This window comes from Aquifex sp. (assembly GCF_056494385.1).
The window spans coordinates 1-21,062 of sequence record NZ_JBSLZM010000025.1 but is presented as its reverse complement, the minus strand read 5'-3'; the positions used below and the strand labels follow the sequence as shown (position 1 = coordinate 21,062).

The window sequence follows — 21,062 nt, the reverse complement described above, 5'->3', positions numbered from 1 at the left end:
AAATTTTATAGAATTCTTTAAGAGTCGTCAAGTGGAGTTTATTTCCCGTGAACCTCTAATCTCCCCAAAATCCCGGGAGGTTCACACTTGTTGATTTTGTAAGCAAAACCTCAAATCTTAAAACTTTCGGTTAGTTAGAACTAACATAAATTTTATGGGGTTCATTGACCGCCCAGAAATCAAAGGGGTAAAATATTTATTTCCTAATTTTTAGGTTTTTTTAATCCTTTAAGTTTGTTAATACTTACTAAACAAACATATCATCACGGGAAGGCTTATCTATGCCTATACTCAACCTCTCATTGTTATCAGAAAACTCCTTTTCATACTTAATACCTTAATACATATAATTTATAGAGGAGGTTTCCTATGGCTGAGAAGGTGAAGATATACATAGACGATATGGAGATAGAGGCGGAAAAGGGGAAGACTGTTCTTCAGGTAGCCCTTGAGAACGGTATAGATATTCCATACTTCTGTTATCACCCTAAGCTCTCCATAGCCGGCGCCTGCAGAATGTGTGTTGTTTACTGGGAAGACATAAATAGACTCGTTATATCCTGCAACCTTCCCGTTCAAGATGGTATGAGAATAAGAACCCATAGAACGAGTGAGCAAGTGAAAACCCAGCAGAAATACCTCCTCCAAGCTCTTATGACAAGGCATCCCTTGGACTGCCCTATATGCGATAAGGCAGGAGAGTGTGACCTTCAGAATCTCGGCGCCATATACGGGCCACAGAAACAGATAGTTCCTATCTCCGCCCTTGAGAAGGAAAGGGAGGAATACGACTGGGAAAGTGAGTTTCTTGAGTACTACTCAAACAGGTGTGTCGTTTGTTACCGTTGTACAAGGGCATGTGATGAGATAGTGGGAGCACACGCCCTATACGTTGAGGATAGGGGATTTCACTCAAACATCGTTCCCGCGGTAAGACCTATGGATACCTCAACCTGCGAGATGTGCGGTATATGTGTTCATGTTTGCCCCGTAGGAGCTATAATCTCAAAACCCTTCAAATACTGGACCAGAAGCTGGCTCGTTGAGAAAGGAAAAACCGTATGCAATCTCTGTCCCGTCGGGTGTGAGATACAGCTTGAATACGGAGTGGGAGACTGGCGTTCAAAGAGAAAGGTTTACAGAACGAAACCAACTGAAGAACTTAACATATGTGCAAAGGCCTTCTTCGGTTACGACTCCATAAATCACTATAGGCTTCTCAAAACGGAAGTAAAGGGAAGAGAAGAAACACCCGGAAACGTTGTTAACCTCCTTACAACGCTTCTCACGGAGCACGGAAGTAAAACGGGTGTAATACTTTCCGCATACCTTCCGAAGGAGATAATAGACGAGGTTCTGAGAATCTCAAAATCCGCCGGAGCATACGTTACGTGTGCCCAGACCGTTGACTTCTTCAAGTTCACGGAGGAGCTGGGGGACTTTGATATTGTGAGTCCCGAAGAGCTGAAGAAGGGAGATACCTTCGTTCTTATAGGGGACGACCTGACGTCCGTAGCAACGGTTCTCTCATATCCCATTAACGGTAAAAAGGTTTACAAGATAGGAAGGACGGTAAGGGACGGAAAGTTTAATCCCGAAGAGATAACCCTTGAAGAGGCTAAAAATCTTGAGGGAAATGTTTACGTTCTCGTTACACCCCACGCACTCAACGGAAATCTGAAGGAAACCGCGCAGGTTCTAAAAGAGATGAGGAACAAGGGGGCTAAAGTTATTCCCGTTCCTAAGGACGGAAACACCTTCTACCTATATGAGGTGTTAAAGAGCGATTACTCGGACCTTTCTGCTGTAATTGAGATGGCACAAAAGGGAGAGCTTGAGAACCTCATAGTTTTCGGTGAGGAGGTTCTTGAGTTTTACGATATGAACACATTTGCAGAACTATCCGAGAAGCTTGAGCACCTTGTTGTTGTAAGTCCCTTCAGAGACGGGCTTTCCCAATACGCCCACATAAGAATTCCTATGTCTCTCATGGGAGAAAACGAAGGAACCTATAAAACCTTCTTCGGTGAAGTTAAAGGAAAGAAGTTCCTTCCCTGGGCTTTTGACGATATAGCTTTCTGGAAGTATCTCGGGGAAAACTTCAAAGATGAAGGGGAACTGAAAGTAGCAAGAAGTGAAAAGCTTCCCGAAAGGAAGTTTAACCCTCACCTTTACAGAAATAACTGGATAACCCAAAGGAGTGCAAATCTATCAAGGCTTTACGAGAAGAACAAAGATATAGAGGTTTACTACGAGCGTGCCCTTTAATCTCTTTTATACTTTTTCTTTATAGTTTTAAACTGCATCTTCCAGTAAAGAAGGAGAATTACCCACGGGAATAGGAGTATAAAAAGAAAGCTGAGAATTTCACCTAAGCTCACTTCTTCCACTCCCTTATAGCTCTTCCTATGTCCGCCCTAGTTATTATTCCTATAACTTCCCTGTTTGCCAAATCCTTAACAACGGGAAGCCTACCTATACCTCTAGTTGACATAATTCTCAAAACGTCCGATAGACTGTCTTCCTCTTTCACAGTTATAACGTTCCTGTTCATAACCTCGTAAACCCTTACAGTATTCCTCCTTTCGGGGGGAACTTTTGCTATATCGCTCTTCGTGATTATACCCACAAGTTTGTTCCCGTTTACCACGGGAATACCACCTATAAGTTTTTCCGAAAGAATTCTCTGGGCTTCTTGGAGAGTTGCTCCCGGGTGAATGGTGACAGGCCGGGAGGTCATGTAATCCCTAACGCATAACCTTTCAAGAATGTATAGGCCGAACTCTTCTTGGTGGGCGGGGGAGTCAAGCCTTGTGTTTACCTGGCTCGGGAATATGCTCTTTTCTCCGCTCAGGAAGTAAGCTATAAATACAGCTATCATAGCGGGAACGAGAAGGTCATACCCTCCCGTCATTTCCGCTATGAGTATTAGGGTAGATAACGGAGCTTTCGCAGCTGCGGCAAAAAGTGCCACCATCCCAACAATTGTGAAGGAAGGAACGTGAAGAGAGATATCGAACTCCTTTTTCACAAAAAGGCTGTAAGAAGCTCCCAAGAGTCCGCCCATCATAACCGAAGGTCCAAAAACACCTCCCGAACCGCCCGAACCTATCGTAAAGGAAACACCGAGCATAACACCGAAAACTCCCGTCAGGGTAAAAAGGTAATCGTTTACCTTACCGTCAAGTATGAGTTGAATCCACCCGTATCCGTTTCCTATGGCTACGGGAAAGAGCATTCCTATTATGCCCGCTATGAAGCCCCCTAGCGCAGGTTTTACATACTCAGGAAGAGAAAGTTTTCTAAACGTATCGCTTACAAGGAAAAAGGTATTCACGTAGAGTCTTGCAAAAAGGGCACAGACAAGACCGAGAATAGCGTAAGCGATAAGTCCCGAGATGCCTACTTCCCTGAAGGGTGGAATGTCAGCGGAAAAGATAGGCTGAAACCCGTAAACACTTCCGAAAATGCTGTAGGAAACGACGGAAGCAATAAAGCTCGGTATCATAGTCTCAATATAAAAGTCCCTCTTGAAAAAGACCTCCGCACTTATTATCGCACCGGCAAGAGGAGCTTTAAAAATTGCCGCTATTCCGGCACCGAGACCTACCGCGAGGGCTTCCCTCCTTTCCGACTCTTTCAGCTTAAACCAGTCTGCAATTGATGAGCCTATTCCCGCACCGATAAGTGCTATGGGACCTTCTCTTCCGGACGTTCCTCCCGTTCCTATGGTTACGGCGGAGGTTATCAGCTTCACCACCGAGGATTTTAAGGAGAGTTTCTTACTGCGGTGATAAGCCTTTATTGCCGCATCTGTTCCAACACCTGCGGACTCAGGAGCTAAGAAGTATGCAAGCAACCCGGAAATAAGCCCACCGAAGGCTACGGTAAAGGGAAGCAAATATGGGTGAAGAGGTTGAAAAGTAAAGTTTTCCCTGTGTCCTTCCCCGGAGGGTAAAGGCTGATAGTAACCCACTATTCCTTCAAGGAAAACCTTGGTTATTAACTCAAGTGCTTCAACGAAGAGAATTGCAGCTACACCTGTAAAAATACCTATCAGGACGGGGAGAAGTAAATACTTACGGAGCATTATAAATTCCAATTATATCATAAAATTCACTGGAAATTGAGAATCATTACTAATATATTATGATACTAATGAGTGTGAGCACGGAGGAACTAAAAAAAGAGTTTGCAAAATTTTTAAAGAGAAAAAACATGAAGATTACACGTTCCCGTCTTGACCTTATAGACCTGATAGCCAACTACAATAAACACTTTGAGATAGAGGAACTCGTTAACTGGATTTCAACCCAGAACGATAAAAAGGTGTCCCGTTCAACGGTTTACAGAACCGTTAAACTCCTTGAAGAGTTCGGAGCGGTAAAAGAAGTTATAAAGAAGAACAATAAAACCATATATGAGTTCGTCGTGGGTCGTTCCCATCACGACCACCTTGTTTGCACTAACTGCGGTAAAATTATTGAGTTCGTAAGCGAAGATATAGAAAAACTCCAGGACGAGATATGCAAACAATACGGATTTAAACCAACCCATCACAGACTTGAGATTTTCGGACTCTGTAAAGAGTGTAGGGAGAAAATCTCCTGATAAAAACCCTTTCCTAAGAAAGGGAACGTATATAATTTATATGCATGTTTAACTTCACCGAGGAGCAGATAAAGAGGTATGCGAGACACATAATCCTTCCGGAAGTAGGCGGGAAGGGACAAGCTAAGCTCCTTGAGTCAAAAGTTCTCGTAATAGGAGCGGGTGGCCTGGGCTCTCCCGCTTTATACTACCTCGCAGCCGCCGGTGTAGGAACCATAGGCATAGTTGATTACGACGTTGTGGATTTCTCAAACCTCCAGAGGCAGATACTTCACACAACCGAAAGGGTGGGAACTCCTAAAGTAGAGAGTGCGAAAAAAACCCTTGAGGCTTTAAACCCTGACGTCAAGGTAATAACTTACAACACGAAGATAAACAAAAACAACATAATGGATATAATCAAGGACTACGACGTTATCCTTGACGGAACCGATAACTTCCCGACCAGGTTCCTTATAAACGATGCCTGTTATTTTGCGGGAAAGCCCCTCGTTTCCGCGGCGATGCTCAGGTTTGAAGGTCAGTGCACAGTTTTTGACTTTAGAAAGAAAGAAGAATCCCCCTGCTATAGATGTCTATTCCCCGAACCTCCACCTCCGGGACTTGTTCCCTCCTGTCAGGAAGCAGGAATACTGGGTTCCGTCGGTGGCATAATGGGAAGCATACAGGCAACTGAAGCGATAAAACTTCTCCTCGGAATAGGTGAACCCCTGGTCGGTAAGCTACTCATAATGGATGCCCTATCCATGGACTTCAGGAAAGTGAAGTTAAGAAAGGATCCCAAGTGTCCCCTCTGCGGTGAAAACCCCAAGATTAAGGAACTCATAGAATACGACCAGGCCTGTGAGGTCAGGTTTTAAGTGAAAAAGCTCCTTTCCCTTGAGAATTTAACCCTCTTTGCCCTTATTCTGGCTATTCCCTTCGGCTTAAAGTTCCCCGAGCTTGCTCAAAGCATAAAAGTTTTCGGGGATTTATTCATAAGACTGCTTAAGATGATAATAGTCCCCCTCGTGTTTGCCTCCGTCTTCACCGCTATACTAAACCTTGAACATATAAACAAGTTTAAGGATTTAGGAATTAAGACCATACTTTACTACCTCACCACGACGGGAATGGCTGTTCTTACAGGTTTGGTTCTCGTTAACATGATTCAGCCCGGAAAGGGTGAAAGTTTTAACATAGTCGGTGAAAAACCCGGTGTTGAGCCTTTTTCCCTTGAGAAGTTCCTCCTCAGTCTCATTCCCGAAAATCCCGTTGAGTCCCTTGCAAAGGGAGAAGTTCTCCAGATAATAATATTTGCCATACTGCTGGGACTTGCGGTTTTAACAATAGACAGGTTTAAGCAGGAGATTATTAAAAACTTTTTTGAAGGTGTGGGGGACGCTCTTATTAACCTTACCAAGTGGGTTGTTTTACTTACACCTCTCGGTGTCTTTGCACTCGTTTCTTACATAATTGCCGCCGTAGGTGTTAAAGCCTTTATCTCTCTTTGGGAGTATGCCTTTACCGTTATTCTCGGCCTTCTCATACACGCTTTTATAAACCTTCCATTAATAGCTTTTATATTCGGAAGGTATAATCCATATAAATACTTTTTAAGCGTTAGGGAAGCGCTTCTTCTTGCCTTCTCCACAGCATCAAGTGCGGCAACCCTTCCCGTATCAATGGAACTTGCAAGGGAAAAAGGTAAGGTTAAGAAAGAGGTTGCGGGCTTTGTTCTTCCTTTAGGTGCAACTGTTAACATGGACGGTACAGCCCTTTACGAGTCCGTCGCTGCGGTGTTTCTGGCAAATGTTTACGGGATAGACCTTTCTCTTTCTCAGATGGCTATTATATTCCTAACGGTTACACTTGCCTCAATAGGTGCTGCGGCTATTCCCGGAGCGGGACTTATACTACTTACCCTTGTTCTGAGCTCTGTGGGAATTCCCCTTGAAGGTATAGGACTTATAATAGCTGTTGACCGCTTTCTTGATATGTTGAGAACCGCTGTAAACGTATGGGGAGACCTGAACGGTGCAAAAATATTAAATAGATTCGTGAAATGAGGGAGAAGGATTTAGAAAAACTTGAGTTTAACAAGATAAAAGAAAGGCTGATAAGCTTTGCTCACTCACCGGCTACCGTTGAGAAAATAAAAAACCTAAAGCCCTTTACCGAGGAAGAAAAAGTAAAGGAAGAGATTGAGTTAATGAAGGATTTTTGGGAAATTGCAGACCGTATTCCCCTATTTGAGTTTCGGGACATAAGGGAGCTCATAAAAAAGGCAAAACTTGAAGGTGCGGTTCTGAGTGTTGAGGAAATCCTCAGCATTCTTAGAGTTCTTGAGCTAATAAGGGAGCTAAAAAGGTTCTTATCACCTAACGTTAATCAGTTAAAGTCCCTCCGGAAGATTTACAAAAACCTAACCGTTCTATCCCCCCTTGAGAACTTAATAAGGTCAAGTATAGACCCAAGGGGTTTTGTTAGGGATGAAGCAAGTGACGAGCTTTTAAGGGTAAGAAAGACGATAAGGAGTATAGAAACCGAAATAAGAAAAAGGCTTGAGAGCCTTGTAAATAGACCTGAAGCGGGAAAGTTCCTTGCGGACCGCATAATCACGATAAGAAACGGCAGATACGTAATTCCCGTAAAGACCTCCCACGTTAAGAAGATATTCGGTATAGTTCACGGAACCTCCTCATCGGGATACACAACCTACGTAGAACCCCAGTTCGTTATACACCTCAACAACAAGCTAACAGAGTTAAAGCAAAAAGAAGAGGAGGAAGTGAGAAAGGTTCTCCAAAGAATTACAGAATACATAGGTGATTATGCAAAGGAGATAAGCGAAGGATTTAAGACGTGTGTTCTCGTTGATTTCCTAAACTGCAAGTATCAGTTCGGGAGGGAAATTAACGGCACCTTTCCCGAGTTCGGCGAATGGGTTGAGCTCTACGACGTTAGACATCCTATTTTACTTGAAGTTAAAGACGATGTAGTTCCCATAGATATAATTCTCAAGAGCAAGAAGGGCTTAATACTCACCGGACCAAACACGGGAGGAAAAACGGTAGCCTTAAAAACCTTAGGCCTTAGTGTTTTGATGTTCCAGAGTGGTATTCCCATATCCGTAAAGGAGGGAAGCAAGCTTCCCGTATTTAATAAGGTTTTTGCGGATATCGGAGACGAACAGAGTATAGAACAGAGTCTCTCAACTTTTTCGGCACACGTTAAGAATATAGCTGAGTTTATAAATGAGTCCGACGAGAATACCCTCGTCCTCATAGACGAGCTCGGAGCAGGAACTGACCCCATAGAGGGTTCCGCACTCGGTATAGGAATTCTTGAGTATCTGAAGGATAAAAACTCCTGGGTCTTCGTTACTACTCACCACACACCGATAAAGCTTTACGCAACGAGTTCCGATTACTATACACCCGCAAGTGTCCTCTTTGATAGGGAGACCTTAAGACCCCTATACAGAATTGCATACAACACCGTAGGGGAGAGCCTTGCTTTTTACATAGCACAAAAATACGGTATTCCCGAAAAGGTGATAGAAATAGCAAAGAAACACATCGGAGAGTTCGGTGAGAAATACATAAAGGCTATGGAAAAGTTATCGGACTACGTAAAGAGATACGAAGAAGAGCATAAAAAAATAGAAGAACTGAGAAAGCAGATTGAAAGAGAAAAAGAGGAGCTTGAGAGGTTAAAAAGGGAGTACGAAGAGGCAAAGAAAAAAGGGTGGAAGGAAGCATACAGAGAGGCAAGGGAGTTTTTAAGAAAGCTTACTCAAGAGTCGGAAGAGTTTCTCAAGAAGTCCCGGGAAAAGAAAGAGATAAAAATCTTCATAGAGGAGAAGAGAAGGGAGATTGAGAAGCTGGCTCCGAAGAAGGAGATAAAGAGGGGGGATACTGTTCTCTTCATGGGAAGAAAAGGAAAGGTTCTAGACGTTAAAGGGAATCAGGCATACGTTGTAACCGACCGCCTAAGAATGTGGGTTGATGTAAAAGACCTTGAAAAGGCAGAAGAGGAGATAAGAGAAACACAACCACAAATTCCTATAGAAACACCCGTTCTTGAAAAGAACACGGTAAACCTGGTAGGGAAGGATACGGAAACCGCGATAAGGGAACTTGAGAAGTTTATAGAGGAGGCTTACGTTTCCGGTCTGAAAGTTGTGAGGATAATTCACGGAATAGGAAGCGGGAAACTGAAAAGTGCTGTAAGAGAGTTTCTCTCAAAGAACGATAAAGTTAAGTTCTTCAGGGACGCTTACCCCAAGGAAGGAGGAGCAGGGGTTACGGTAGTTTACCTTAAAAGTGAGTAGAAATTTATCAGTAATTCTTACAAAAGACTTGACAATTATGATATAAGTAATAAATTCAAATTGTAGAAAAAAACCTAAAAGGAGGTGGGAAAGATGCCAAGAAGAGCACTCGGATGGACTGCAGAACTTTTAAAAAGACTCTCCGGAGTTAATTATCCTATCACAAAGGACACATTAAAGGAAAAGGTTTCGGGTCTCAGCATCAAGGGGGTTCCGGCGGAAAGGGTCGTTGAAGAAGTCCCCTGTGATACAATGGAAAGCCCTAAGGACGTTCTCCACTGTGTAGCAGAAGCTGTTCACGTCCTTGAGGAAAGGGGAGAAATTCCCGAAGAAACGAGAAAGGGAATACGTTGGGCTGCTGAAGTTCTGAAGAGGATTCACGGGGAACACTTCCCTATGACAAAGGAAAAGTTAAAGGAAAAGCTTGCAGGACTCTACTGGAGAGGTCTTCCTATTGAGAAGGTAATTGACGCAATGGAAGTTGAGCAAGTAGAAACACCCGCGGAGCTTCTCCACCAGCTGGCGGTAGCGGTCAAGAAATTAGAAGAACAAGGCCAAGTTTAATTTTCCTTTTCCTTTTTCCCTTTTATCATTATTTGAATGAGGTATTTAATTTTTTTACTTCCAGTTTTATTCCTAAGCTCCTGCCAAGATATTCCCTCAAAGTATAAAACCCCTGAAGGTAAGAAAATCCTTGAGAAGTATAAAAAACAATACGTTAAAGGTTTTGTCTTTATTGACGAAAAGCTGAAGAAAAAAATCCCGGAGGGTGATAAGTTCCTCATTATCTCGGTAAGGAGACCCGATAAAGCCCGCCCCGTTGCGGTGCTAAGGGTTAAAAATCCCGAGTTCCCTTACAGGTTCAAAATTACGGGGAAACACAAAATAAACCCGGAAGAATTTATAGAAGGGGAACTGATAATAATGGCAAGGCTCTCCAGAGAAGCTACCGCGGGCTTTAAGGAGGGTGACATATACGGTGTAGCTCAGGCAAAAGCGGGAGAGGAGAATGTAAAAATAGTAATAAACGAGGTCTTTGAGGGAAGAGAATGAAGCTCTTTATAACGGGTATAGGTTCGGGTCTCGGAAAGGCTTTAGTTGAGGAAGCTTTAAAAAGAAATTACGAAGTTTACGCCATAGGCAGGCATCTTCCCCGGGAGTTTGAAGGAAAGATAAAGTTTCAAAAGGCGGACCTAAGAGCACTTGAGAGAATTCCTGTATGGGTTGAGAAACTCTTAAAAGACGCAAAGGAGATAGACACAGTTATACTGAATGCCGGTGTGCTCGGAGAGCTTAAGGATATGAAGGATATCTCTCTCCACGAGATGGAAGAGGTTATGAAGGTTAACCTATGGGCTAATAAGGTGATAATAGACACGCTTGTGGAACTGAAGGTGAAGATAGACCTCCTTATCGGAATTTCGTCGGGTGCTGCAAGGAACTGTAACAGGGGCTGGAACGCCTACTCCATATCAAAAGCTGCTTTTAACTGTCTCCTTAAACTTTACTCCTGGGAACTTTCCGAAACTCACGTTATAGCTGTTGCTCCCGGACTTGTTCTAACACCTATGCTCAGAGAGGTTATGTCTGCGGACGAGGAGAAATTTCCTTCGGTTGGAAGGATAAGGCGTTCCCTAAAACTTACTCCAGAAAAGGCAGCAGAGTTTATATTCACGATACTTCCCAAACTCAAGATTTTTGAAAGTGGTTCCTTTGTTGACGTGAGGGAATTTCCGGAATACGAAGAGTTCATTAATAAATACGGGGTTTACGAATGAGCGACGAGGTTCTTTCAAAAGAAGAGATAGAACTCTTGATGGAAACCCTTGAAAAGAAAAGGGAGAAAAAAGTCCCGAAGGGAACGCAACCCTTTGATTTTGATGCCCTTGAAAAGATATCCCCCAAAAAATACATAAGGCTTGAACAGTTCCTGAATAACCTGGCCGAAAAGCTTGAGGAAGAATTAAGGAAGCTTTTACTTACACCCCTTAAACTTAAGTTAAGCTCAAGAAAGGAATCTCCTCTTTCAAAAGTTCTCCCCCAGTTCAGTCCCCCTCTTTTACTTTTAAGTGCAGGGATTAATAACGTAGGCGATATGTATTTCATAATTGATTCAAAGACAGCTTATAACTTCATAAGTCTCATGCTCGGGGGACCCCCGATTGAGCTTGAAGGGAAACCTTTCTCCCGACTAGAACTTAGCATCCTACAAAGACTTATAAAAACTTTATGTGAGGTAATAAAGGGAGAGTGGAACGGATTTTTCACCGTACCCGTGAAGGAGTGTCAGACTTACCGGGATATCCATAACGTAGATGCAGACGACGACTACTTTTTAGGTGAGTTTTCCCTTGAGCTTGAGGAGATGAATACAAAGCTTATAATCGCCATTCCCCTATACGTGCTGAAGGAATTAAAAGAAGAGATAACCCTATCAAAACCTAACCCCGAAGAAAAAAAAGAGCTCCTTAGGGCACTCCTTGGTGTTCCCTTAAGACTTGAAGTAACAATTCTAAAGAAGAAAATTCCCTTGAAAGAGGTGACAGACCTGGAAAAGGAAATAACACTTCAAACGGGAAAATCGGTTTCCGATAAGGTTGACGTATACGTTCAAGGTGTTTTAAAGTTTAAAGGAGAACTGGGGGAGGTTAAAGGCAAGAGAGCTGTAAAGATAACGGACATACTGTAAAATAAAAAATTCTGGAAAGACGGAGGTAAGGGAATGGAACTGTGGGCAAAGGTAGGAGAGGAAAAGAAAAAGTATCAGGGCTCTTTCAGGGCCGTTATGGAAAATCTCGTTAAGGACGGAAAGGGAAAGGAAGTTCAGATACTTTGCATACACGCACCTGCAAGGGAAAGAAGAAGGTTCAAAAGGGAACTAAGGTGGTATGACAAGGATATACTAAAGACAGCTTCCGCCATAGCAAGGTGGTTCTACCTTAGGGACTACAGGAAGATAAGGAGGAGAATAAAGGAGCTGAAGAAAAGGGCTAAATACATATCAAAGGGAGAGATAATGTACTGTCCTAAAATAATGGCTCAGGTGAAGGAACTTGAAAATAAGTTATCCGAGATAGAGAAGAAACTTGAGGAGTTAAAAGTTTAAACAAGGAGGGAAGATATGAAGATTACGTTAAGTGTTATTAAAGCTGACATAGGGGGGTATGTTGGGCATTCTTCCACACATCCCGAAGTTGTTAACACAGTAAAAGAGTATGTAGAAAAAGAGGTAGAGAAGGGTAACCTTATAGACTCCGACATTCTCACCTGCGGTGACGATATCGCCATAGTTATGACTCACACCCACGGTGTTGATGCGGAACTCGTTCACAAGATAGCTTGGGAAGCTTTTGAAAAGGGAACGGAGGTTGCAAAGAAACTCAAGCTTTACGGAGCCGGGCAGGATTTACTTACGGATACCTTCAGCGGAAACGTGAAGGGTATGGGGCCCGGCGTTGCGGAGATGGAGTTTGAAGAAAGACCCTCGGAACCCGTGATAGTCTTCTTCGCAGATAAAACCTCTCCGAGTGCGTGGAACTTACCCCTTTACGAGATGTTTGCAGACCCTATGAACACAGCAGGGCTCGTAATAGACCCTAAGATGCACGAAGGGTTTACCTTTGAAGTCCTTGACGTTTACACGGGAAAGGCGGTTAAGCTAAACACCCCCGCGGAGCTTTACGACCTCCTGGCACTTATAGGTTCTGTAGGAAAATACGTTGTTAAAAACGTCTACAGGAATTATGACGGGGAGATAGCTGCTACTGCGTCAACTCAAAGGCTTTCACTTATAGCGGGACAGTACGTAGGAAAGGACGACCCGGTTCTCATAGTTCGTGCTCAGAGCGGATTTCCCGCGGTAGGTGAGATACTTGAGCCATTCGCGAGACCCTGGATAGTTGAGGGTTGGATGAGAGGTTCACACAACGGTCCACTTATGCCAGTATCCTTTGAAGATGCAAGACCTTCAAGATTTGACGGTCCTCCCAGGGTAATTGGCGCTGGGTACCAAATAGCCAACGGAAAGTTAATAGGCCCCGCTGATATGTTTAAAGACCCGGCCTTTGATAAGGCAAGGATGGTCGCTCAGGACATGGCCGATATTCTCAGAAGACAGGGAATATTTGAACCTCACAGACTTCCCGCGGAAGAAATGGAATACACAACCCTTCCTAAAGTTCTCAAGAAACTTGAGGGAAGGTTTTACGACACCGAAGTAGAGAAACTTTCCGAAGAACAGAAGATAGAAAAAGAGGATATGGACTAAAGCTTTGTCCCGTCTCTTCCGGGGTTCCCTTTTACTTTTCCTCGGTATACTCCTGAGCAGGGTTCTCGGATACGTAAGGGACGGAACGTTAGCTTACTTTTTCGGTGCTTCCCACATATCGGACGCCTTCTTTATAGCCTTCAGAATTCCGAATACCTTCAGAAGGATATTCGGAGAGGGAGGATTTAACGCTGTATTTATACCCATTTACGGGGAAAAAATAAGGGACGGGAAAGAAAAGGAGTTTTTATCTAAGGTTCTTGGTCTTTTAGTCTTTCTCTCCTCTGTTGTTGCAGCCCTCGGCGCTTTTTTTTCCCCTATTATCGTAAGCGTTGTAGCACCCGGCATAAAAAGTAAGGAAACCTATATCTACGCCGTGGAGTTTTTAAGGTTTACGTTCTTTTACCTAATTCTCGTTTCCCTTTACGCTTTCACGATGGCTGTTCTAATGGTAAGGGGTCTCTTTTTCGTTCCTTCAGTTTCCCAAGCCTTGTTTAACCTATTTTTTATTATCTCATTAGTTCTGTTTGTTCATAAACTCGGCGGTTATTCACTTGTCGCAGGTGTTCTTCTGGGAGGAGTTTTTCAGGTAACGCCAAACTTAATTTTATTCTTAAAAAAAGAAGGCATTATTAAACCCTCTTTGAGGATTGACGGAGAGATTAAAAGTTTTCTTAAAAGGTTTTTCTTAACCCTGGGTAGCTTTTCCGCAAACCAGCTCTCCCTCTTTATAGATACCTTTCTCGCCTCCTTTCTAAAAGTCGGAAGTATATCTTACGTATACTATGCGAGCAGGATATACCTCCTTCCTATAAGTCTTTTTTCTATAAGTGTTAGTAATACTTTCCTCGCGGTCGTTTCCTCGGGTGAGGGGAAAGAGGAAAATCTAAAAAGCGGAGTTAGACTCATTCTCCTTTTTACCCTTCCCTCCTCAGCAGGACTTTACCTCCTTTCGGAAGATATAGTCAGAGTTCTTTACCACAGGGGTGATTTTACCGAGACCGACGTTTTTTACACCGCATCTATGCTTAGCATTTACGCGTTGTCCGTTCCCTTTTTCTCCCTTCAACACCTTTTTAAGTCCCTTTTTTACGCTAAAGGTGACGTAAAAACTCCGGTTAACGCCTCGTTCTTAGGTGTATTCGTTGACGCTTTTGTCACGTCAACACTTATATTTATCTTCGGATACGGAGTTATTGCCTTTCCCGCAGGCGCGCTTATATCCTCAATATCTTCACTCCTTTACCTCTACGCTCGTATGAAAATCAACATTTTTCCCCGAGCTTCTTTTATCGCGAAAGTCTCAGCCTCAACTTTAATTATGTCTATACTTATCCTTTTTGCAAAGGAAAATATTAAAAATCCTGCCTTTCACGTTCTCCTCATTCCCCTCTTCGGAATCATATACTTTTTATCTCTTTTCCTACTTAGGGAAGAAACAACTGTTAAGTTAATAAAGTATGGGTTTTCTGGAAGAGATAAGAGCCTTAAAGGAAAAGGAGCTTAACACATCTCCTGAATACATAAGAAAGCTTGAGAAACTCATTGAGGAAAGAAAAGAGCACTACGAATTTGAGAAATCCCTCGTGAGTTGCGGAACAAAGATAATAGCGGAGGTAAAAAAGGCATCTCCTTCCGAAGGTTCAATCAAAGAGGTAAGACCCGAGGAACAGGCAAAACTTTACGAAAAGGCAGGAGCTGTAGCCATTTCCGTCCTCACCGAACCCCATTACTTTAAGGGTTCTCTTGAAGACCTTAAAAGAGTAAGGGAAACGGTAAAGCTCCCCCTTTTGAGAAAGGACTTCACCGTTGATAAGGTTAACATCCTTGAGGCGAAGGCTTTCGGAGCGGATATTGTCCTTCTCATAGTTAGAATGCTTTCTGAAAAAGAACTAAAGGAATTACTTCGTTTTTCCGAGGAGCTCGGGATGTCCGCACTCGTTGAGGTCTTTACCCTTGACGAAGCGAAAAGAGCCCTTGATGTCGGAGCAAAGATAATAGGGATAAACAACAGGGACCTTGAAACCTTTAAGGTTGATATAAAGAGGAGCAAGGAGCTTGCACCTAAAGTAAAAGAGCTCGGTGCAAGATTTGTTATAGCCGAAAGCGGTATAAGTAAAAGGGAGGAAGTTCTTGAACTTATGAACCACCAGGTTGATGCCTTTCTCGTTGGAACCTCCTTGATGAAGAGTGAAAACCCTTATAAAAAGCTGAGGGAGCTTATGGGATTTTAAAATTTTAAAACTGTATTTTAAAATTGTTTTGAAAGGAGGTTAGTATGGCTAAAGGAACAGTGGCTTGGAAGATCATAAAGAACCACCTTGTTTCCGGCAAGATGGAGCCGGGAGAAGAGATAGCGATAAAGATTGACCAGACCCTTACCCAAGATGCAACGGGAACTATGTGCTACCTTGAGTTTGAAGCTATGGGCGTTCCCGAAGTGAAGACAGAACTTTCGGTATCTTACATAGACCACAACATGCTCCAGACCGACTTCAGAAACGCAGACGACCATAAGTACTTAATGAGCGTGGCAAAGAAGTTCGGAATTTGGCTATCAAAACCCGGAAACGGAATATGTCACCAGGTTCATCTTGAACGGTTCGCAAAGCCCGGAAAGACGCTTTTAGGTTCCGACTCACATACTCCTACGGCGGGCGGTATGGGAATGCTCGCAATAGGTGCAGGAGGTCTTGACGTTGCGGCGGCTATGGCGGGAGAGCCCTTCTACCTTAAGATGCCCAAAATAGTGGGAGTCCACCTAAAAGGAAAAATGCCCGAATGGGTCACAGCTAAGGACATTATTCTTGAACTCCTGAGAAGACTTACGGTAAAAGGCGGTCTCGGAAAGATATTTGAGTACTTCGGAGAGGGCGTTAAGGAGCTTTCCGTTCCCGAAAGGGCTACGATAACAAACATGGGAGCGGAGCTCGGAGCTACCACATCAATATTCCCCTCCGACGAGATAACGAGGGCTTACCTTAAGGCTCAGGGAAGGGAAGAGGACTGGATAGAGCTTCTCCCTGACCCCGATGCGGAATACGACGAGGTCATAGAGATTAACCTATCCGAGCTTGAACCCCTCATAGCACAACCCCACTCTCCGGACAACGTAGTTCCCGTAAGGGAAATAGAGGGAATAAAAGTTGACCAGGTCGTAATAGGTTCTTGCACAAACTCCTCTTTTGTTGATCTAACGAGGGCAGCAAAACTCCTTGAGGGAAGAAGGGTTCACCCGGATGTAGTGTTTGCGGTAGCCCCCGGTTCAAAACAAGCCCTTGAGCTCATAACCCAAAACGGGGCACTTCTTAACTTCCTAAAAGCGGGAGCAAGAATACTTGAAAGCGCCTGTGGACCCTGTATAGGTATGGGCTTTGCACCACCTACTGACGGTGTGTCCGTAAGAAGTTTCAACAGAAACTTTAAGGGAAGAGCGGGAACACCCGATGCTAAGGTATACCTTGCATCTCCCGAAACCTGTGTAGCTGCGGCAATAGCAGGAGAGATTATAGACCCCAGGAAGCTCGCCAAGAGGGAAGGTGTGAAGTGGGTAAGGATTGAGATGCCCCAGAAATTCCCCTACGGGGACGAGGCCTTTATTCCTCCTCTCCCCAAGGAAGAAAGGGAAAAGGTTGAAATATACAGGGGTCCGAATATAAAACCCTTGCCGGAGTTTGAACCGCTGCCCGATAAGATAGAGGGAGAAGTTGCCCTAATAGTTGAGGACAACATAACGACCGACCACATAATGCCTGCAGGAGCAAAAATCTTACCCTTAAGGTCAAACATATACGCCATTTCCGAATACGTTTACCACTATGTAGACCCCGAGTTCGTTCCAAGGATGAAGAAGCTTAAGGAAAAAGGAAAGGCAGGGGTAATAATAGGTGGGGAGAACTACGGACAGGGGTCATCAAGGGAACACGCTGCACTCGCCCCCAGATTCCTCGGAGTGAGAGCGGTTATAGCTAAATCCTTCGCCAGGATACACCACGCAAACCTCGTTAACTTCGGTATAGTTCCTCTTGAGTTCAAGAATAAGGAAGACTACGATAAGTTCTCCCTCGGGGATGAGATAGAAATTCCCGACCTTATAGAGAGACTCCAGAAGGGAGAGGATATAGTTGTGATAAACAAGACAACGGGAGAGGAAATCCTTTGCACCTATAACCTCACCCCCGCACAGAAGGAAATACTCATAGCGGGAGGAAGACTGAACTACATAAAGAACAAACAAAAGAGGGAGGTAAATGCATGAGAATGAAGAAAACCGTATCCATAGTCGGTGCGGGGAACGTGGGGGAGCACGTTGCCTCCCTTCTCCTCCTTAGAAACATAGCGAATGTCAAGATGTTTGATATACCGAGGAAGACGGAAGAAAAAGTTTTTGAACCCGTAAAGGGAAAAGCTCTTGATATAAAACAGATGCTTTCGGCTATGGACATAGACGCAAAGGTTGAGGGATACACAGTAACGCCGGAGGGTGAGGGTTACGAACCCCTTGAGGGATCGGATATAGTCGTGATAACAGCGGGCTTTCCGAGAAGACCGGGAATGAGCAGGGAGGACCTCCTTGAGGCCAACATAAAGATAATCTCAACGATAGCGAACAGGATAAAGAGATTTGCTCCCGATGCGATAGTTATCGTCGTTACGAATCCTGTTGACGTAATGACTTACGTGGCCTACAAGCTCCTCGGTTTTCCTAAAAACAGGGTTGTGGGTATGGCCGGAGTCCTTGACTCCGCAAGGTTTAAAACCTTCATATCCGAAGAACTTATGGTTTCTCCCAAAGACATACACGCATACGTTATAGGAGGACACGGGGACGAGATGGTCCCTCTCATATCCATATCAAACGTCGGAGGGATTCCTTTAAAGGACCTTCTTCCTAAGGATAAACTTGAGAAGATAATTGAAAGAACTCGTTTCGGAGGTGGTGAGATAGTTAACCTTATGGGAACGTCCGCCTATTACGCTCCTGCAGCCGCTATAGTTGATATGGTTGAGGCTTTTGTTCAAAACAGCAAAAGGATACTTCCCTGCAGTGTTTACCTTGACGGTGAGGCGGGAGAGTATTACGGTGTTCAGGGCTTCTGTGTGGGTGTTCCGGTGAAACTCGGGTCAAATGGGGTTGAAGAAGTTATAAAAGTGCCTATGATAGAAGAAGAAAGGGAAATGTGGAAGCGTTCTGTTGAGTCCGTTAGGAAAACTGTAGAAGTTGCGGAGGCGATACTAAGTGAGGGAAGTGCACGTAAGTGAGATAAAGAACGCTGTAAGAGAGGCTATTATAGAAGCTAATTGTAAACTACCTCAAGAGGTTAGGGTAGCCTTCCAGGAGTCCCTAAAAAGGGAGGAGTCCGAAGTTGGAAAGGAAGTTCTCAGACAGATACTCCTGAATGCGGAAATAGCGGAAAAAGAAGGTATGCCCTACTGTCAAGACACGGGTGTTGACGTTATATTTGTCTTTCTCGGACAGGACGTTCACATAGTAGGTGGCTCCCTTGAAGAAGCCATAAACGAAGGTGTCAGGGAAGCAACACAAGAGGGATATCTCAGGGCCTCAATGGTATGGGACCCTGTTTTTGAGAGGAAAAACACGAAGGACAACACACCTGCTGTAGTCCATTACGAGGTTGTTCCGGGCGACAGGATAAAGATAGCTGTAGCACCTAAGGGAGCCGGCTCCGAAAATACCTCAAGGCTTGCAATGCTAAAGCCGGCGGACGGTTGGGAAGGAGTAAAAAAGTTTATACTTGAGACGGTAAAACTCGCAGGTCCTAACGCGTGTCCTCCTTTCACGGTAGGTGTGGGAATTGGGGGAAACTTTGAGTATTGTGCCTACCTTGCTAAGAAGGCACTCCTAAGACCTGTAGGAAAACGACATGAAAACCCCCTTATAGCTAAGGTTGAGGAGGAACTCCTTGAAGAGATTAACAAAATAGGCTGGGGCCCCATGGGATTCGGAGGAACGACTACAGCTGTAGATGTAAAGGTTGAGATGTACCCCTGTCATATAGCTTCACTTCCTGTTGCGGTAAATATCCAGTGTCATGCAAATAGACACGCAGAGAGGGTGATATGAAGTATTTACTTTTATTTGCCTTCATAGGTATAATAACCGTTATGTTCCTCTCCGGCTTTTTGTTTAGGCTTGCCTTGATGAAGTTAAGAAAAAAACATGGCTGAGTATATCCTTTCTCTCTACACGGGCTCCCTGTTTCTCCTAATATTTGTAGTTTCACCCGTTCTTCTCAGAACGGAAAAAAGTAAGAACTTGGCGGGACATTTTTACGGAAAACTTCTCTGGAGGTTTTACCGTATTTCCTTTATTCTTCTCCTGGTTTACACACTGTTGTTTGAGTTTTTAAAAGGTCTTATATTAATCTTAGGCTTGGCGGTTAACGTTCTTTGGTCAAAGAAGCTAAAGGAGTTCAAGAGAAGGTTAGGAAATATTGAAGAGCTTGATTACTATCACCCTGATAGGGTAAAGTTCAGGAATATGTCTTACGTATCCCTTTTAATTCTATTTATTAACTTCTTGATCGCAAGTTATGTCTTAATAAAAACGTTATAGAGGAGGCTGTATGGGTAAGTTAAAGGAGTATAGGGTAAACAGACAGATAAGGGCGAAGGAGTGCAGACTTATTGACGAAAACGGTCAGCAGATAGGTATAGTTCCCCTAGAGGAGGCCCTAAAAATTGCAGAAGAAAAAGGCCTTGACCTCGTAGAGATAGCACCACAGGCTAATCCACCCGTTTGTAAGATAATGGACTACGGAAAGTTCAAATACGAGCTTAAGAAGAAGGAGAGAGAATCACGAAAGAAACAGAGAGAGCACCAGATAGAGGTAAAAGACATAAGAATGAAGGTAAGAATAGACGAACATGACCTCCAGGTAAAACTGAAGCACATGAGGGAGTTTCTTGAGGAAGGGGACAAGGTAAAGGTATGGCTGAGGTTCAGGGGAAGAGAAAACATATACCCCGAACTCGGAAAGAAGCTCGCGGAAAGGATAATAAACGAGCTTCAGGATTTAGCTGAAGTAGAAGTTCCCCCGAAAAAGGAGGGGAACTTTATGATATTCGTCTTAGCACCTAAGAGAAAGAAGTAATCACTTGAAAAATTCATAGTTTTCCTCATAATCTCCCATAGCACTTTTTTGACCATGGGGGGAGTAAACTCCTCTTATGTTTTTCTTCTTTAGGGCTTCCTTTATAGCTTTGGGTGGAACGTGTCCCTCTATTATCTTTCCGTCTCTCGTTAGCATTGTATGACATGAACGTTTGTCCAAAGGTATGCCCAGGTGGGCTTTAAGTTGAACAAGTTCATTGTAGGATATAGGATTTCGTTTAACGGTAAATCCCTCCTTTTCTAACTTTTTGAAGTATTTGTGACAGCAACCGCATCGGGGATTATAGAAAGCCTCAAGAACTACATTAGCAAATATGAGATAAGAGAAAGCCAAAAAGAGAGTTAAAAACTTCATAACACACCTCCTAAAGGTTAATGTTTGTGACCCCCATTATGGTACTTAATTTCATCCCTTTTTTCCTCATGGCCATGTTTTTGGTGTATATGCATATGCTCATGGGCTTTTCCTCTGTTCTTTTCTTCTATATCCATGTGTTTATGGTCCTTGATACTATTTTCGTGTTGCATTTGGATAGGCTCGTCGGAGTGTTTATGCTGGGAAGGCATACTATGATGTTTATGTTCCCTATGTTGTTCTTGGGGTTGTATGGGTGCATGGTGATGGTGGTGAACAGGTGCTGCAGCTTCTCCGTATAGTCCTCTTATCTGCGCTTCTGCGTCAAGAAGGAATGTTCCCCTAACTACGACTCTGTCCCCTTCCTTTAATCCATGGA

General features: G+C 43.7%; 21 protein-coding genes. 18 read left to right on the top strand and 3 right to left on the bottom strand.

What is annotated here, in order from left to right; all coding sequences use genetic code 11:
* Positions 1 to 369 precede the first annotated feature (369 nt).
* A complete protein-coding gene (locus ACWB1W_RS02030; RefSeq protein ID WP_479369732.1) occupies positions 370 to 2,268 on the top strand; it encodes an NADH-quinone oxidoreductase subunit G in 1,899 nt (632 codons plus the stop codon).
* Positions 2,269 to 2,377: 109 nt separating this feature from the next.
* Here the strand turns inward: ACWB1W_RS02030 and ACWB1W_RS02025 are convergent, their stop codons facing one another.
* The gene (locus tag ACWB1W_RS02025) at positions 2,378 to 4,090 is read right to left on the bottom strand and encodes a chloride channel protein (RefSeq protein ID WP_479369731.1); all 1,713 of its coding nucleotides are present in this window, start codon (positions 4,088 to 4,090) and stop codon (positions 2,378 to 2,380) included.
* Between the two features lie 59 nt (positions 4,091 to 4,149).
* Here ACWB1W_RS02025 and ACWB1W_RS02020 point away from each other — a divergent pair, with 59 nt between their 5' ends.
* From ACWB1W_RS02020 to infC, 17 genes are all read left to right on the top strand, one after another.
* The gene (locus tag ACWB1W_RS02020) at positions 4,150 to 4,611 is read left to right on the top strand and encodes a Fur family transcriptional regulator (protein WP_479369730.1); all 462 of its coding nucleotides are present in this window, start codon (positions 4,150 to 4,152) and stop codon (positions 4,609 to 4,611) included.
* A gap of 44 nt (positions 4,612 to 4,655) precedes the next feature.
* Complete coding sequence (gene thiF, locus ACWB1W_RS02015; RefSeq protein WP_479369729.1) at positions 4,656 to 5,471, top strand: thiazole biosynthesis adenylyltransferase ThiF; 816 nt, start codon at positions 4,656 to 4,658, stop codon at positions 5,469 to 5,471.
* Positions 5,472 to 6,659 carry a dicarboxylate/amino acid:cation symporter gene (locus ACWB1W_RS02010; protein ID WP_479369728.1) on the top strand — a complete coding sequence of 396 codons (1,188 nt, stop codon included), beginning with the start codon at positions 5,472 to 5,474 and terminating at the stop codon, positions 6,657 to 6,659. It begins immediately after the preceding gene.
* Entirely contained in the window at positions 6,656 to 8,926 is a 2,271-nt protein-coding gene (locus tag ACWB1W_RS02005) for an endonuclease MutS2 (RefSeq protein ID WP_479369727.1), read from the top strand. The genes ACWB1W_RS02010 and ACWB1W_RS02005 overlap by 4 nt, the downstream gene beginning before the upstream one ends.
* Before the next feature lie 93 nt (positions 8,927 to 9,019).
* Positions 9,020 to 9,490: a DUF2795 domain-containing protein gene (locus ACWB1W_RS02000; RefSeq protein ID WP_479369726.1), complete on the top strand. Its 471-nt coding sequence runs from the start codon at positions 9,020 to 9,022 to the stop codon at positions 9,488 to 9,490.
* A gap of 36 nt (positions 9,491 to 9,526) precedes the next feature.
* Complete coding sequence (locus ACWB1W_RS01995) at positions 9,527 to 9,979, top strand: c-type cytochrome biogenesis protein CcmI/CycH (protein WP_479369725.1); 453 nt, start codon at positions 9,527 to 9,529, stop codon at positions 9,977 to 9,979.
* Complete coding sequence (locus ACWB1W_RS01990) at positions 9,976 to 10,704, top strand: SDR family NAD(P)-dependent oxidoreductase (protein WP_479369724.1); 729 nt, start codon at positions 9,976 to 9,978, stop codon at positions 10,702 to 10,704. The genes ACWB1W_RS01995 and ACWB1W_RS01990 overlap by 4 nt, the downstream gene beginning before the upstream one ends.
* Entirely contained in the window at positions 10,701 to 11,615 is a 915-nt protein-coding gene (locus ACWB1W_RS01985; protein WP_479369723.1) for a FliM/FliN family flagellar motor switch protein, read from the top strand. Before ACWB1W_RS01990 ends, ACWB1W_RS01985 begins: the two co-directional genes overlap by 4 nt.
* A gap of 33 nt (positions 11,616 to 11,648) precedes the next feature.
* Entirely contained in the window at positions 11,649 to 12,032 is a 384-nt protein-coding gene (locus tag ACWB1W_RS01980) for a hypothetical protein (protein WP_479369722.1), read from the top strand.
* Between the two features lie 15 nt (positions 12,033 to 12,047).
* Positions 12,048 to 13,193 carry a fructose-1,6-bisphosphate aldolase/phosphatase gene (gene fbp, locus ACWB1W_RS01975; protein WP_479369721.1) on the top strand — a complete coding sequence of 382 codons (1,146 nt, stop codon included), beginning with the start codon at positions 12,048 to 12,050 and terminating at the stop codon, positions 13,191 to 13,193.
* A gap of 4 nt (positions 13,194 to 13,197) precedes the next feature.
* Positions 13,198 to 14,700, top strand: coding sequence for a murein biosynthesis integral membrane protein MurJ (gene murJ / locus ACWB1W_RS01970; RefSeq protein ID WP_479369720.1), 1,503 nt, complete (start codon positions 13,198 to 13,200; stop codon positions 14,698 to 14,700).
* On the top strand, positions 14,654 to 15,427 hold the full coding sequence (trpC, locus tag ACWB1W_RS01965; protein ID WP_479369719.1) for an indole-3-glycerol phosphate synthase TrpC: 774 nt from the start codon (positions 14,654 to 14,656) through the stop codon (positions 15,425 to 15,427). Before murJ ends, trpC begins: the two co-directional genes overlap by 47 nt.
* A 44-nt stretch (positions 15,428 to 15,471) precedes the next feature.
* The gene (locus tag ACWB1W_RS01960; protein ID WP_479369718.1) at positions 15,472 to 17,451 is read left to right on the top strand and encodes an aconitate hydratase; all 1,980 of its coding nucleotides are present in this window, start codon (positions 15,472 to 15,474) and stop codon (positions 17,449 to 17,451) included.
* Positions 17,448 to 18,455: a malate dehydrogenase gene (mdh, locus tag ACWB1W_RS01955; protein ID WP_479369717.1), complete on the top strand. Its 1,008-nt coding sequence runs from the start codon at positions 17,448 to 17,450 to the stop codon at positions 18,453 to 18,455. Before ACWB1W_RS01960 ends, mdh begins: the two co-directional genes overlap by 4 nt.
* Positions 18,433 to 19,278, top strand: a complete 846-nt coding sequence (locus tag ACWB1W_RS01950; RefSeq protein ID WP_479369716.1) for a fumarate hydratase — start codon at positions 18,433 to 18,435, stop codon at positions 19,276 to 19,278. The genes mdh and ACWB1W_RS01950 overlap by 23 nt, the downstream gene beginning before the upstream one ends.
* A 96-nt stretch (positions 19,279 to 19,374) precedes the next feature.
* Positions 19,375 to 19,770: a hypothetical protein gene (locus ACWB1W_RS01945; RefSeq protein WP_479369715.1), complete on the top strand. Its 396-nt coding sequence runs from the start codon at positions 19,375 to 19,377 to the stop codon at positions 19,768 to 19,770.
* 10 nt (positions 19,771 to 19,780) lie between these two features.
* On the top strand, positions 19,781 to 20,308 hold the full coding sequence (gene infC / locus ACWB1W_RS01940) for a translation initiation factor IF-3 (RefSeq protein ID WP_479369714.1): 528 nt from the start codon (positions 19,781 to 19,783) through the stop codon (positions 20,306 to 20,308).
* On the opposite strand, the gene ACWB1W_RS01935 is transcribed toward infC, so the two are convergent.
* Together ACWB1W_RS01935 and ACWB1W_RS01930 are read right to left on the bottom strand one after the other, a co-directional pair.
* The gene (locus ACWB1W_RS01935) at positions 20,309 to 20,683 is read right to left on the bottom strand and encodes a DUF411 domain-containing protein (protein ID WP_479369713.1); all 375 of its coding nucleotides are present in this window, start codon (positions 20,681 to 20,683) and stop codon (positions 20,309 to 20,311) included. It lies immediately after the preceding gene.
* A 17-nt stretch (positions 20,684 to 20,700) separates the two neighbouring features.
* Positions 20,701 to 21,062, bottom strand: a 362-nt coding sequence (locus ACWB1W_RS01930; RefSeq protein ID WP_479369712.1) for a hypothetical protein, incomplete at its 5' end; no start/stop codon positions are given.